This window comes from Paenibacillus sp. PvR133 (genome assembly GCF_017833155.1).
GTDB lineage: Bacteria > Bacillota > Bacilli > Paenibacillales > Paenibacillaceae > Paenibacillus > Paenibacillus polymyxa_B.
Window position 1 is genome coordinate 1,668,679 of sequence record NZ_JAFIBS010000001.1, and the last position, 14,035, is coordinate 1,682,713.

The window sequence follows — 14,035 nt, forward strand, 5'->3', positions numbered from 1 at the left end:
AGAGTAGGTGTGAATCATGAACGTGTGCCAACCCTTTATATACACATTTCAAACGAGACTCCACCATTATGTATATGATGTAAATACTAATTTAATTTTGCGGATTAAAGAGGAGGCTTATCATTTTCTGAATTCGCATTCCAGCTTCGACCTGGATCAGATGGAGGCTACACCGAAACTGCAGCAGTATATCCGTGACTTGTTGGATAACGGATTTTTATCTTCACAGCGTCCGCAGATTATGAATCATCCCAAGACAAAGCACTTGGAGCATATGCTTCAGCATCAGCTGAAGACCCTCACCTTACAGGTAACTCAAAATTGCAATCTTAGATGCTCTTACTGCGTTTATTCAGGAGGATATGACAATCGAGGTCATACGAGTCTGATGATGGATTTTGAGACGGCGCGCAAGTGTATTGATTTTGTCATTGATAGGTCAGTAGACAGTGACCGTTTGGATTTTGGTTTTTATGGGGGAGAGCCGCTTATTAATTTTCCGTTGGTCAAGAAGTGTGTGGAATATATCAAGGAGCAGGTAGCGTATAGAGATGTAGGCTTTCATTTGACGACCAATGGTACGCTGCTTAATGACGATATTTTGGCCTTTCTGGATGAACATCGTTTTGTGCTTACGATCAGTCTGGACGGAGATCAAGAGAATCATGACAGAAACAGACGATTTGCTGTTAACGGGCGGGGGACCTTCGATACGATTATTGCCAATGTGGATAAAATTAAGAGAAATTACCCGGACCTCTTTGAATGGATTAATTTTAATGTGGTGCTGGATACCCGTAATGATTTTGGATGTATCAATGATTTTTATACGAATTATGAAACCTTCGAAAGTCTGTACAGTGTACGGTCGTCCTACATTAACGATGCTTATGTGAAGGATGAAATTTTGTACAGAAATGAATTTATTGAGCAGAGAGGCTATGAGGTAGTTAAAATGATGCTTTCCAAGTTTGGAAGAGTAGATGAAAATCATGTCTCCAAGCTGATTAAGGACTATTATATTCAGATGTATTTCCGAATGTTTCATTATAGAAAGCCTTCTGCGGGAATGCCGATAGAAGCGCATCATGGTGGACCCTGTGTGCCTGGTGTACAGCGATTGTTTGCGGATGTGCATGGAAATCTCTATCCATGTGAACGGGTCAGTGAGCAGTCGGAGGTGGTGCAGATTGGAAAAGTGGACACAGGCTTTGAAGTGGATAAAATCAGCCAGATTTTGAATGTAGGGACAATCACGGAGGATGCATGTAAAAACTGTTGGAATTTCCGTTTTTGTACGCTGTGTGTTGCTGTAGCAGATGATTTGCATACCTTGTCCAAAGAAAAGAAGCTGAGTCATTGTTCGGTAGTCAAAAATGATATTAGGCATACCTTACTTGATTATTGCATGATGAATGAGCTGGGCTATGATTTCTCCGAGGATACGATTCTCGATTTTGAAAAAGCATGAGGGGTGTCTCCATGACCAATAAATTAATCATTTTTCCGTTTGATTATGAAACGATAGCCCTGGTTAGGAACTTGAATCTATTAGGAAGTTATGAGGAAGTTGTACTTATTTCTTTTCAAGGGTCGGGTATGATCGGGAAAGATGCCTGTGTAACGGACAAGGGGGAAGTGACAGGCTTCATAGTGAAGCCGGAGTCTTGTTTGGAGCAAGAAATGGAGCGTTGTGATGCTATATTACTGGTGAAATCCAATTTCAAGCTGGATGTAGCTGAGGTGTATCTTCCCGTGATCCAGAAGGCTGGACAACTTGGCAAAAAAGTCATGTGTAATTTCACTTTGCCAGACTCATGTATGGAATTTATCGAACCCTGTGAGGAGCAAGATGACAAGCTGATTTTAAAAAATACATTTGATGTACGCACGAAAGATATTTTACCGCCTGACCCGGGCTCTGTTATTCATGATTTTTTTACACCGGTTCTGTTTGTATTAGGGCTGAACGAGCGAACGCATAAGCTTAATTTGCAGCTTAACCTTCGGCAGAAGCTTGAAGCACAAGGATATCGGGTGTCGCAAATCACATCTAATGGATGCGGGGAGCTGATTGGTGCACATTCTTTTCCACAGTTTATGTTTGAGAGCGGTATGACGGAAACCCAGAAGATTATCATGTTTAATCGGTATTTGAAAAAAATAGAGCAGAGCGAAAAGCCTGATCTAATACTCGTGGGCATTCCAGGTGGGATTGTTCCCTTTAACAATACGTTCACGAATTATTTTGGAGTAACCTCATTTTTGGTATCCCGCGCTGTTAGAGCGGATGGCCTAATCTGTTGTCTTCACTATGATGAATACAATATAAAATATTTGGAGCATGTGAAACAGTACATGGAAAACCGTTTTTCCTCTTCATTATTAGGATATGCCATATGTAACAATGTATTCGACAGTTACTCTTCTTCCACAGTCAATATGCAATATGCATCTGTTGATCATCGTTTCGTGGAAGAGAAAAAGCAGGAGTTTTCCAATTATTCCGTGCCTGTACTCCATCTGTCCAACGATGAAGATATGAATAGGCTGACGAAGGATATTTTACATTATTTTTCGGTTGATCATCACGTAGTTCAGTTGTAATGGAGGGAAGAACATGAACTTTACTCAAGATGTAACGGGAACAGGAATGAAACTGGAAAATATATTTTGGAAGCTTTTTAAAATAAAAGCGGGTGAGATAAATAAAGAGGCTACATTACTGGGTCCTGATATGGGGTTGTTCCCCAGAGATCTGGTATATCTATTATTTGAAGTGGAAAAAAGCTTTGCTATCCTAATTCCGGAAGAGCGTATAGTGGGAGGGGGGTTGCTTACATATAACAGCTTGTATGAGACGATAAAGGACTGCTTAACAGTGGAAAAGGAATGAAGGATTTGTGAAAATGATGATAAAACATACAAAAACATACAAAAAAATCCGATATACCTCTAGAATCACTTATTTCAGGATTTTGAAAAATCCTCATTTAGAAGAGAATTGGAGGTTTTAGGATGAATGTATCATTTACATCATCTCACCAATCGCCGTTCCGCACCGCAGATAACAACCGACTTGAACTACGGCATTCCCTTTCCGCTCAGGCTGAAAGGAAGGGTATAGGCAAGCCACAAAACAAGGTTATTCAACAATTGACAGAACAAAAGCAAAATTTGATGGAGAGGCGTTCGGACTATTTAAGTAATGCTCTCAAGCGTGGTCTCGGTCCGGAAGCTGTAAAAGCTGAAATGGAAGAGATAGATAAGCAGATTCAGCAAATTGACGAGAACATTCAAAAGCAGTCACTGGAAGAGCAAAAAAAGGCTTTAGGCATGGATGAGGAAAGTGAAAAAGAAGCTCAGAAAGGCAAAAAGGAAGAATATACGCCTAAGACTGCTGAGGAGCAGCAGCAAAGATTGATCACCTATACAATGCATAGTGTTGTATCTGCAAACAATGAGTTGAAGAGTGCCAAAATAGCCAAAACGGCACAAATCACATTGGGAAGCGAGGCTAAGGGGTGGGAAAACGCTAACCCTGCAAAATCAGCGGCTTTGCGTGAAAAGGCAGAAGGACTTAATGGAAAGATCATGGAAATCGCTGCGAATATTAATGAGCGTATCAGCGAAGCAGTGAATAACGAACCGATGATTACAGATCGGGTTGAACCTAAGGATGAGCAGGAGGCGAATGCAGAGGCAGGCAGGGTGTGGACTGAACAAGAGCTCAATGCCTATCTGGACTCGGCTAAAGACGGGGCGAAGACTGCAGGCACGAAGGTAAATATTGCAGTCTGATCCGGCTATCATGTACATGGTTCGCTAAATTAGGAGGGTGCTTTCAGACGAACGCTATCGTTCGCAGAGGCACCCTCCGCTTACTCTAATGGAACGGAACAGAGCCGTGAGATTCATTTCACAATCCGAAGAGACAGGGGGAGAAAAAATGAATGGCAAGATCCATGTAGCCATTATTGACGACGGGGTTAATGCTGGCTTTTTAAACACCCAATTATTATATAACGTCGAAATAGCTCATGGAGACGTAGAAGATGGACGCACCTTAAATCACGGTACGATATGTGCAGCTATTGTACAAACGTATTTTCCAGATGCGATCATCAGCAGTGTAAAAATAATGAACCATAGAAAAGGAAATGCAGCTCAGCTTTGTGCTGCGCTGGATTGGTGTGTAAAGCATGGTGTACAGGTAGCCAATATCAGCCTGGGAAGTATAAATTATCGAGATCGAGGCATGCTGCGGGAAGCTGTAAATAATGCAGCTATGGCGGGATTAATTATGGTATGTGCAGCACAAAATGGAGGACTTCTTACTTATCCGGCTTCCTTTGCCAATGTGATTGGTGTGCGCTGCGATCATAGCGGTATACTCACAGCAGGACAATATACATATGATGCTGAGAAAGCATTCTCAAGTGGTATCGATTTTACCGCTTTTGCCAAGCATGAGCTGATAGGTGCAGCTGGAGAGGCTGTACAATGTCCCAACAGCAATAGCTATGCCACTCCATTCGTTACAGCACAGGTATGTAAAGTTTTGCAGAAGTCCAAGCGTGTTCCTTCCATAGAAAAGCTAAAACATATTTTACATAAGTATAGTTATCATCCGCTACAGGATACCATATTACCCGTAATGCGTTACAAAAATCCGGATTGGATACGGCGCGCCTATGTGTTTATAGAGGATTGTGCAATTAGTTCGAAAGCACCCTATTATTTTGAGACCCAATGTGAAGCTCAACTCCCTGGCGACAAAATTGCTGCGATCTTCGAACAAGCCATCCTGCGGGAGCGAGAACAACAGGACACAGCGCTCGAAGGTGGACAACGGGTATACGGCCTTACAGATACGATTGTCTTGCTAGGGGAAATGGAGCCAGTGAGTTTGCAGGAAGTGGAGCAATTGGCTTCACGTTATGGAAAAAATGTCGTCTATATTTCTAAAAATCAACGACATATCCCCGCACTGAATTTTTCGTCTTGCTATTTGCGCTGGTGGCAGCAAGAGGGGGGGCTCTTTATGACGCGGGAGAAGGCAATCGCAATAGAGGATTCTCGCATTCCGCTTATTTGTATTTATTATGACAAGGACATTGACATTATTTATTTTTTGCATGAGTTGAGAGGGCAATTTGCCCGGGATGGATATCAAAGCTGGATCGCGGTGGACCAGTCCGCGGCAGTGTTGCATGATATGGAGTATACGCTCCCTTCGAATGCAAGCAATGGATTACAGGAACTGTTATATAATGCGGGTACAATGGCATATAACGCTTATACGGATATTGCTATTTTGTGTGTAGAGGCTACGAATATTACGCATTGCACCAAAGAACGAGTTTTATTAGACGTTGATATTGAGCTTTCTATCCTGGTGAAAGCGGAAACTGAACGTATTTATATATCTATACGGACAGAGCAGGGATATTTGAAAGAAGGGGTCCTCTCGAATTTAAACGTGGGCGATATAGGTGGTATTTATACATATTTAGAACAACTGTTGGTAGACTGATATTCACTATTTAAAACAGACTGCAAGATATGGAAGTAGGCACTATTTTGAACCCACCTGTAATCCGTTATTCTATTTAGCAAAGTGGTTATTCACTCAATAAGTTTGTTTATAAAACGAAATATTTTGAAGTACGTAACCAATTGCTTATCGTTTATCATTAACGTTAATAAATATATTAAGTATTTAATAATAATGTTGACTATAATAAATATGGTGTGTTATATTAAAACCGTAAATAAAACGGCTTCTTAGTTTTGGTGGTACAACGGATTTTATTTTCGCATTCAGAGAGGATGGTTTAGGTGGCAGCAGCTGTAAAAGCAAAGATGATTGTAGACAAATCTTTTCGTATTGCTGAAGTCGATAAACGCATTTATGGCTCTTTTGTAGAGCATCTCGGGCGTGCCGTATATGGCGGCATTTACGAGCCTACTCATTCAACTAGTGATGAAAGCGGTTTCCGAAATGATGTTAAAGAGTTGGTAAAACAGCTTGATGTTCCTATTATACGCTATCCGGGAGGAAACTTTGTATCCGGTTACAATTGGGAGGACGGTGTCGGCCCTGTCGCGTCCAGACCTAGACAGTTGGAGCTGGCGTGGAGAACGGTCGAGCCGAATGAAGTGGGTACGAATGAATTTTTCAAGTGGGCCAAGGATGTAGGTTCCGAAGTCATGATGGCGGTTAATCTGGGTACGCGCGGAATTGATGCTGCGCGTAATCTGGTGGAATATTGCAACCACACAGGTGGCTCCTATTGGAGTGATCTACGTCGTAGTCACGGTGTAGAGCAACCACATAAGATTAAAACCTGGTGTCTTGGTAACGAGATGGATGGCCCATGGCAAATTGGTCACAAGACAGCAGAAGAATATGGTCGTCTGGCTGTAGAATCTGCAAAAGCCATGAAGCTGATCGATCCTGACATTGAGCTTGTATCCTGTGGCAGCTCCAGTTCTACGATGCCGACGTTCCCGGAATGGGAAGCAACCACGCTGGATCATACCTATGAGGTAGCCGACTATATTTCCTTGCACCAATACTACGGAAATCATGACAATGATACGGCTAATTATCTGGCACGCTCTATGGATATGGATCATTTTATTCATACGGTCATTTCGACTTGTGACTATATCAAAGCAAAGAAACGCAGCAAGAAAAAAATGATGCTCAGCTTTGACGAATGGAACGTGTGGTATCACTCCAATGATGCGGACAAAAAAATTGATCCGTGGTCTGTGGCACCACCGCAGCTTGAGGATATCTATAACTTTGAGGATGCATTGTTGGTAGGCAGCATGTTGATTACGTTCCTGCGCCACGCGGATCGTGTGAAAATGGCTTGCCTCGCCCAACTGGTCAACGTTATTGCGCCAATCATGACCGAGAATAACGGAAAGGCGTGGAAACAAACGATTTTCTATCCGTATTTGCATGCCTCCCGTTATGGTCGTGGGATATCGTTGATGCCTGTGGTGGACTCGGAAAAATACGATTCCAAGGACTTCACAGACATTCCTTATCTGGACAGCGCTGTAGTTTATGATGAAGAGGGAGACGCACTGACTGTCTTTGCAGTGAACCGTCATTTGTCTGAATCGCTGGAGTTGACAGTAGATGTACGCAGTTTTGAAGGCTACCGCATTGTCGAGCATACTGTATTGGAGCACGATGATCTTAAAGCGACCAACAGTCCAGCCGGTGAAAAAGTTACGCCTCACAACGGCGGCAACGCCAAGCTTGAAGACGGAATTGTAAAAGCTCATTTGGGCAAAGCATCGTGGAACGTTATCCGTCTCGCTAAGTCTCATTAATTCTCTTCTGCAAAAGGTACAGCTTCGACTGTATCTAAATAAGCTCGCATTCTCTCTTGTAAGAGTATTACAAGAGCGGCAATGCGAGCTTTTTGCGTAAAATGAGCCATTTGTCCCTCCATAGATATAGGTTTCTAAGAGAAGGGTCAATTTTAAATAAATATTATGTTTATTACTAAATTTAACTAGACAAAGATGATCCTTATTCACTAAGTGCTCATACTCCGTACATTTTTATGAAGTTAATTAGACCCAGTGCCATACTTCCTAGGTGAAAAAAGACCCTATTATATCGTTGTCAACGTATTGATATCTGAAATGCAGGGTGTGCAATCCGACTTAAATCCACGTTATACTTTAAAAGATAGTCTGTTTAAATCCAAATGGTGGTTGTAGCATTTCGAGAAGGGAATGATCTGTATGAGTCAGACAGACCAATATCGTTTTCAAGTGAACTTGGGCGGTATGATTGATATTTTAGCCAATCATTTATATAGCAGTCCACGAGTGTTTATACGTGAGGTTCTGCAAAATGCAACAGATGCGATCACGGCTCGCAAGGAGCTGCGGAAGGTTGTTGCTGAAAGTAAAGTACTGAAAGAAGACAAGGCTCTTGGAGATACAGCTTCTGAGAGTAACGACTATGAAGGTAAAGTCATCGTGGAGTTATCTGGTTCTGGGGAGCATCAGGTATTGATGATTCAGGATAACGGCATTGGATTGTCAGAAGAAGACATTCACCGTTTTTTGTCGATTATCGGTCAGTCTTCCAAGAAGGGAGCCGATTTGCTGGCTTCTGAGACTTCGTTTATCGGACGCTTTGGGATTGGGTTACTATCCTGCTTTATGGTGAGCGATGAAATTGTAGTGCTGACCCGCTCGGTGAAGGAAGGCATCTCCATGGAATGGAGAGGGAAGCCGGATGGGACGTATACGATTCGTCGATTGGAAACCGAGCTGCCTGTAGGGACGCAAATTTATTTGCGCTGCAAGCCGGGAAGTGAGTTTTATTATGAGCCAGCGCACGTAGAGGAGTCTTTAATCTATTATGGTGCGTTGCTGCCGTATCCGGTCATGCTGTCTGTAGACGGGGAGACCAAGCGCGTCAATCTTCCATCGACGAGCTGGATGCAGGATCCCGAACAATTGCGGAGTCGCCGTAGTGAGGTGCTGGATTTAGGCTATCGCCTGATGGGCGAGCGCTTCAGTGATTTTATACCGTTGCGGACGGCATCAGGCAGAACAGGCGGGATTGCATTCATTTTGCCTCGCAGTGTTAATCTGAACAGCAAGCGGCTGCATCGGGTGTATCTGAAGCATATGCTGGTGTCGGACAAGGCGGAAAATGTTTTGCCGGAATGGGCATTCTTCATTAAAAGCCTAATTTGGACAGATGAATTGCAACCAACGGCATCACGTGAGTATTTTTATGAAAATGAGCAGCTTGACGATGTTCGTTCTGAACTGGGTACCTGTATTCGGGAAGAACTGCTACGCATGGCGCAGTATGAGCCAGACCGCTTGCAGCACTGGATTCGTTTGCATGAGCTGTCCATGAAGGCGCTCGCCGTGGAGGATGATGAATTTTTGCGGATAATGTACCGTTGGTTTTCCTTCGAAAGTACATTTGGTCGGCGTGAGCTGAAAGAACTGATCCGAGAGGCGGACGGACGTCCGTTGCATTACACATCGACAGTAGATGAGTATCGTCAGATTACGCATGTGGCGGCGGCGCAATCCATGTTGGTGATCAATGGCGGCTATATTTATGATTCAGACATTTTGGAAAAGCTGCATTGGATTGACTCTAACCTACAAACAGAGCGTCTTAGCCCTGAGGAAGTATCTCTTTCATTTACCGGGCTAACACAGAAAGAGCGCGAGAATTATTACGGTGTGCTACGTGTCATGGATGCTGCTTTGCAGCCGATGCGTTGCCGCGCTGAGTTGAAGCGTTTTGAGCCTGCGAGTTTGCCAGTGTTGTATACCATTTCCCAGGATGCACTGACCTTGCGCTCCATGGAAAACACGGTTGAGGAGACAACCTCACTTTTTTCCAATGTGCTTGATAGTCTGAAAGCAGGAGTCCAGCAGAATTCGGGTTATTCCACCTTATACTTTAATCTGAACAACCCAGTGGTGGCGCGGATTCTTGAAGCTACCGATACGCAGATGGTCACGGCTGCTACAGAAATGATGTATGTGAATGCGCTTATGATGGGGCACTACCCGATGAACCGCAGTGAGTTGGGACTGATGAATCGGAGTGTACTACATTTTATCAATTGGGGATTAGGGAACGGACAAAATTCGTAATTACGTAATTATAGGGGGAGCCAAATGGAAGATACGATATATGATTTGATGGAGCAGGCGCAGGATCTGCCAGGAGGGGCGGCAAAGCTGGCGCTTCTGGAAGAAGCAGTCCGCTTGGCAGATACTTCCGGATTGAAGGAACTCGCTTATGAAATCCGGGGAGAGATTGTAGACTGCGCTATTTTTAACGGATATCCATTGAAGTCGCTGATTGCTTTTTCGTGGCAGTTGGGCCAATTTGATCAAAATCCAGAGGAATACGACGCAGATGAGCTGTTGTGGAATTACAAATGGATACTCGGTAAGGTATGCAGCTTTTCCAATATATCGAAGACTCAAATAGAAGATCTGGCGGAGGATATGCGCAGACGTTATGCCGAATACGGGTATAATGAGCGTCCATATTACTATTATAAGTTCCGCATTGCGATGGACATGGGTGAACTGGATGAAGCACGGCGGTATCTGGATACCTTCCGCTTGATTGAGTCGGACAGTATGAGTGATTGTGAGGCCTGTGAGCAGAGCCAGATGGTACGGTTCTATTACTTGACTGGAGAAAACGAGCAGGCGCTTGCCGTGGCAAAACCGATTTTGTCGGGACGGATGAAATGTGCAGAAGTACCACATGTGACGCTCTCGCAGGTGCTGTTGCCGCTTTATCGTCAAGGCGAGGTTGATCAGGCAAAGGACAATCATCGCAAAGGCTATCGCCTAATTCGGGATGACCGCGACTTCCTAAAAACGATAGCGGAGCATATCGAATATTTGGCGATTGCTGATCCGGTTCAAGGAATCGAAGTAGTAGAGCGTCATCTACATATGGCGCTGGACTATGAGAGCGGGCTGGAGCAGATGTATTTTTACGCGACGATGGTGAGTCTGCTACAAAAGTTGGATACTTCGGGAGAAAAACGATTGATCCGGTTGCCGGCTTCCTTAGAATGGGGTAAAGAGGATCGCACATTGACAGAAATCATTGCGTATTTTAGGCCACTGGCAGAGTCAGCGGCGGCTGATTTTGATCGACGGAACGGGAATACGTTTTATTCCGATTGGATCAGGAAAATTGTTCAAACGGCATAGAAGAAGTGGTAGCTGTGACGAATATTTTATACAGCCCAAACAATGAGCAGGTATAATGTTCCTGTGAAATGACAGGAGGGGTTATGTTGTGACTGTAACCGAAAAGGTGATTAATTTCGCACACCGCGGAGCTTCAGGTGTATGTCCTGAGAATACGATGGCGGCATTCCGCCACGCCTTGGAACTGGGAGCAACAGGTATAGAAACGGATGTGCAGCGTACCCAAGATGGGCATCTGGTGCTGATTCACGATGAGTCGCTGGAGCGTACGACAGGTTGCTCACTGGATGTAAGGGATATTACGCTGGAAGAATTAAATAAACTGGATGCGGGCAGTTGGTTTGATGAGAAATTCCGAGGTGAGCGGGTCCCGATGTTGGATGAGCTACTGGAACTAGCCCAGTCCTCGAATACAATTATTAATTTAGAGTTGAAAAACAGCATTTATCTCTATCCGGGTATGGAGGAAGAGGTCATTGCTGCCGTGAAGCGTTTTGGGTTGGAACAGAGGGTAATCATATCCAGCTTCAATCACGAATCGCTGGCGCTCTGTGCGCAGCTTGCTCCTGAAATCAAGACGGGGGCGCTGTATATCGAAATTATGGTTCGTCCATCCAAGTATGCAACCCAATTCGGAGTAACAGCACTCCATGCCTACAAACAAGTTGTTACGCCAGAAGCTGTATCAGAGGCTTTGGCATTAGGCGTCGTATACCACCCATGGACGGTGAATGAGCCAGAAGAAATGAAGCGTCTGCTGGAGGCCGGGGTGAACGGCATCATCACGGACTATCCTGACCGGTTGGCGCACTTATTGGCTGTTCGCTCTTCCTAAGTCGAAGACGCATCGGAACTGTGACTAAGGGTTTGCAAGCATATGACTGTGGCTATCTATTGAAGCAAAAAAGACTCTCCTGTACACACTCGTTTTTACGAGGCGAGGGAGAGTCTTTTTTGCCCTAAGCCGAAGAGCGTATCATCCACGATGACCTTGATTCCTTTCTACTTGATGCCGAGCCGCATACGATAGCTGAACAGGATGTCTAGTGTTCTGCCCTGAAAATGATTCTCTACCAGCTTCACGAAGCGGGCTATATCGACGTCAAGCACTCGATTGCCAAGTTTGAAGAGACTTTGAATACCCCCTTGGCTGAGAGCGAGCCCTGTATAACGAGCTGCGTCACACTGCTCACGGTTATGGAAGACAATCTCCCGGGTATATCGGAATTGTCCGCTGCGGTGCAGATTAGCTAAATGCTGATCCTTGCTCCATTTATGAGCTTGTTGCTCTACTGGGGCTTCCTGTTCCAAAAGGGTATCCGCTTTGGTGATAAGCTCTGTATAAGCTTGCTCTATCTGCCATTGCAGCACCGGAGGCCAGTCACAGTCAAAGGCCGCGAACACGCCGCCCTGAGCCAAGACCCTGCCCGCTTCCTGAAGCGTGCTCTCGGGGTCCATCCAGTGAAAGGATTGAGAGCAGGTGATGACGTCTACAGTTCCGTCCTCAAAGGGCAGGTTGTTGGAGAACCCGCTTTTGAAGGAAATGGTTCCTGCCATTGTCGTTCCTGCTGTCTCCAGCTTGTGCAGGGCTTTTCGTCTCATGTCCGGGTTAGGCTCGATACCGACGATTTGCTGAGCGGCGTTTTCCCATATGAAAGTTGAAAGTCCTGTACCGCAGCCAATATCGGCAACTAGCTCTATGTTTCGCTCCAGATAGCGGCTGATGATTTCCACGACGAGTGACGGTGCTTCCGGGCGGTGCTGATCGTAGTTGTCGGCAAAACCGTTGAAACGATCCACATTACTTTGCAGATTTCCCTCAGGTATCATGGGTTCTTTTCCTCCTTAGTATCGACCGGGCGGCCGTGTAGACTCAAATGCTGCTGTACTCCTATAGTGTACAATTTTACATGTTCATCCATCTACTCTCGTGATTTCACAGCACCCGTCGGATTTCGGAGGGAGGAAATCCCCCTATTTTATCATTGAAGCAAGCGCCCACTCGCGCATCATGGAGTCAAGCATTGGACGCAAATCTTCGCGTTGCATACCCATGTGGAGCACGGCTTCCAGATATCCAGCTTTATCTCCAATATCATAACGTGTGCCTTCCAGTTCTAATGCGAGCAGTTGGTTCTGCAACGCTACTTGATGAAGAGCATCCGTCAATTGGTATTCGCCGCCCGCTCCAGTGGACAGGTTTTCCAGTATAGAGAAAATGGAAGGCTCTAATACATACCGACCAATGACTGCCTGCCGCGAAGGGGCATCTGCCGGAGATGGTTTTTCAACAAGTCCGCCGACTTCGTGAATGAGACCGTTCTGGTGAGTGGAGTCAATAATGCCGTATTTACTCACATCTTGTTCTTCCACTGTGCGCACGCCGACCACTTGCTTGCCAGTCGCTTCGTAAACATCCATCATTTGACGAATCGCCGGGGTGGAGGAATTCATAATATCATCGCCCAGCAACACGGCAAAGGGCTCATCGCCAATGAACTGACGAGCGCAGCTTACCGCGTGTCCCAAGCCGAGGGGTTCTTTTTGACGGATATAGTGAATGACTGCTTTACCCCCGATGCTTTGAACTTCACGTAGGAGATCATATTTACCCTTGCTCTCCAGTACCTGCTCCAATTCCACAGACTTGTCAAAATGATCCTCGATGGCTTTTTTATTACGCCCCGTTACGATAATGATGCTCTCAATTCCGGACTTGATGGCTTCTTCTACGATATATTGAATAGCCGGCTTGTCTACGATGGGAAGCATCTCTTTCGGTAAAGCTTTCGTAGCTGGTAGAAAACGGGTTCCTAATCCGGCGGCTGGAATAACAGCTTTTGTAATTTTTCTCATAGAAACTCACTTTCCTTTCGGGATGGGGAACCGAATACCCAGTATCGGCTCCCGATATAATTGATGATCATTCCGGCTGCGGTCGCGATCAGCTTGCCTAAAGCAAGCGGCAACTCGGTTCCAGTGTGAAGCACTTGCAGTAATAAGGAGGTTATCCCCAATACGATGAGGTTAATGATGATGAATTTAGGTAATTGACCCTTATTAGTGTTGTTTGATAGTTGTTTGTTGAATGTCCATTTGCTGTTCAAAATATAACTGTTGGCTGTGCCGCAGCTGTACGAAATGACCTGCGCTACAATGACCGGCACCCCGACCCAAGCCAGCAGCATAAAAATGATATAATCTACACCCGTATTCACCAGACCTACGATGCCAAATCGGATCATAGGAAGCAGCTGGGCCATGCGACTTTTCATGG

12 protein-coding genes are annotated in these 14,035 nt (G+C 45.0%); 9 read left to right on the forward strand and 3 right to left on the reverse strand.

Going from position 1 to position 14,035, the window contains the following annotated elements:
- Window positions 1-16 precede the first annotated feature (16 nt).
- From ccpM to JOE49_RS07430, 9 genes are all read left to right on the forward strand, one after another.
- Complete coding sequence (ccpM, locus tag JOE49_RS07390) at window positions 17-1,471, forward strand: Cys-rich peptide radical SAM maturase CcpM (protein ID WP_245248351.1); 1,455 nt, start codon at window positions 17-19, stop codon at window positions 1,469-1,471.
- A gap of 11 nt (window positions 1,472-1,482) precedes the next feature.
- Complete coding sequence (locus tag JOE49_RS07395) at window positions 1,483-2,607, forward strand: TIGR04066 family peptide maturation system protein (RefSeq protein WP_028541962.1); 1,125 nt, start codon at window positions 1,483-1,485, stop codon at window positions 2,605-2,607.
- A gap of 13 nt (window positions 2,608-2,620) precedes the next feature.
- Window positions 2,621-2,896: a peptide maturation system acyl carrier-related protein gene (locus tag JOE49_RS07400; protein ID WP_023986627.1), complete on the forward strand. Its 276-nt coding sequence runs from the start codon at window positions 2,621-2,623 to the stop codon at window positions 2,894-2,896.
- A gap of 122 nt (window positions 2,897-3,018) precedes the next feature.
- Complete coding sequence (locus tag JOE49_RS07405; protein WP_209940827.1) at window positions 3,019-3,801, forward strand: muscle M-line assembly protein unc-89 Uncoordinated protein 89; 783 nt, start codon at window positions 3,019-3,021, stop codon at window positions 3,799-3,801.
- A gap of 148 nt (window positions 3,802-3,949) precedes the next feature.
- Window positions 3,950-5,536 carry a S8 family serine peptidase gene (locus tag JOE49_RS07410; protein WP_209940828.1) on the forward strand — a complete coding sequence of 529 codons (1,587 nt, stop codon included), beginning with the start codon at window positions 3,950-3,952 and terminating at the stop codon, window positions 5,534-5,536.
- Between the two features lie 305 nt (window positions 5,537-5,841).
- On the forward strand, window positions 5,842-7,356 hold the full coding sequence (gene arfA, locus JOE49_RS07415; RefSeq protein ID WP_023986630.1) for an arabinosylfuranosidase ArfA: 1,515 nt from the start codon (window positions 5,842-5,844) through the stop codon (window positions 7,354-7,356).
- Between the two features lie 420 nt (window positions 7,357-7,776).
- A complete protein-coding gene (locus tag JOE49_RS07420) occupies window positions 7,777-9,672 on the forward strand; it encodes an HSP90 family protein (protein ID WP_209940829.1) in 1,896 nt (631 codons plus the stop codon).
- A 24-nt stretch (window positions 9,673-9,696) separates the two neighbouring features.
- A complete protein-coding gene (locus JOE49_RS07425) occupies window positions 9,697-10,758 on the forward strand; it encodes a hypothetical protein (protein WP_160789031.1) in 1,062 nt (353 codons plus the stop codon).
- Window positions 10,759-10,846: 88 nt separating this feature from the next.
- Entirely contained in the window at window positions 10,847-11,593 is a 747-nt protein-coding gene (locus tag JOE49_RS07430; protein ID WP_160789030.1) for a glycerophosphodiester phosphodiesterase family protein, read from the forward strand.
- 167 nt (window positions 11,594-11,760) lie between these two features.
- Here JOE49_RS07430 and JOE49_RS07435 read toward each other — a convergent pair whose 3' ends face one another.
- From JOE49_RS07435 to JOE49_RS07445, 3 genes are all read right to left on the reverse strand, one after another.
- Entirely contained in the window at window positions 11,761-12,588 is an 828-nt protein-coding gene (locus JOE49_RS07435) for a class I SAM-dependent methyltransferase (RefSeq protein WP_209940830.1), read from the reverse strand.
- Between the two features lie 144 nt (window positions 12,589-12,732).
- Complete coding sequence (gene galU, locus JOE49_RS07440) at window positions 12,733-13,614, reverse strand: UTP--glucose-1-phosphate uridylyltransferase GalU (RefSeq protein WP_023986636.1); 882 nt, start codon at window positions 13,612-13,614, stop codon at window positions 12,733-12,735.
- A complete protein-coding gene (locus JOE49_RS07445) occupies window positions 13,611-14,033 on the reverse strand; it encodes a GtrA family protein (protein ID WP_209940831.1) in 423 nt (140 codons plus the stop codon). Before JOE49_RS07445 ends, galU begins: the two co-directional genes overlap by 4 nt.
- Window positions 14,034-14,035 lie beyond the last annotated feature (2 nt).

Excerpts from the sequence above, each read along its gene's own strand:
- ccpM (WP_245248351.1), top strand. The coding sequence starts at position 17 with ATGAACGTGTGCCAACCCTTTATATACACATTTCAAACGAGACTCCAC.
- JOE49_RS07395 (WP_028541962.1), top strand. The coding sequence starts at position 1,483 with ATGACCAATAAATTAATCATTTTTCCGTTTGATTATGAAACGATAGCC.
- JOE49_RS07400 (WP_023986627.1), top strand. The coding sequence starts at position 2,621 with ATGAACTTTACTCAAGATGTAACGGGAACAGGAATGAAACTGGAAAAT.
- JOE49_RS07405 (WP_209940827.1), top strand. The coding sequence starts at position 3,019 with ATGAATGTATCATTTACATCATCTCACCAATCGCCGTTCCGCACCGCA.
- JOE49_RS07410 (WP_209940828.1), top strand. The coding sequence starts at position 3,950 with ATGAATGGCAAGATCCATGTAGCCATTATTGACGACGGGGTTAATGCT.
- JOE49_RS07420 (WP_209940829.1), top strand. The coding sequence starts at position 7,777 with ATGAGTCAGACAGACCAATATCGTTTTCAAGTGAACTTGGGCGGTATG.
- JOE49_RS07425 (WP_160789031.1), top strand. The coding sequence starts at position 9,697 with ATGGAAGATACGATATATGATTTGATGGAGCAGGCGCAGGATCTGCCA.
- JOE49_RS07435 (WP_209940830.1), bottom strand. The coding sequence starts at position 12,588 with ATGATACCTGAGGGAAATCTGCAAAGTAATGTGGATCGTTTCAACGGT.
- galU (WP_023986636.1), bottom strand. The coding sequence starts at position 13,614 with ATGAGAAAAATTACAAAAGCTGTTATTCCAGCCGCCGGATTAGGAACC.
- JOE49_RS07445 (WP_209940831.1), bottom strand. The coding sequence starts at position 14,033 with ATGAAAAGTCGCATGGCCCAGCTGCTTCCTATGATCCGATTTGGCATC.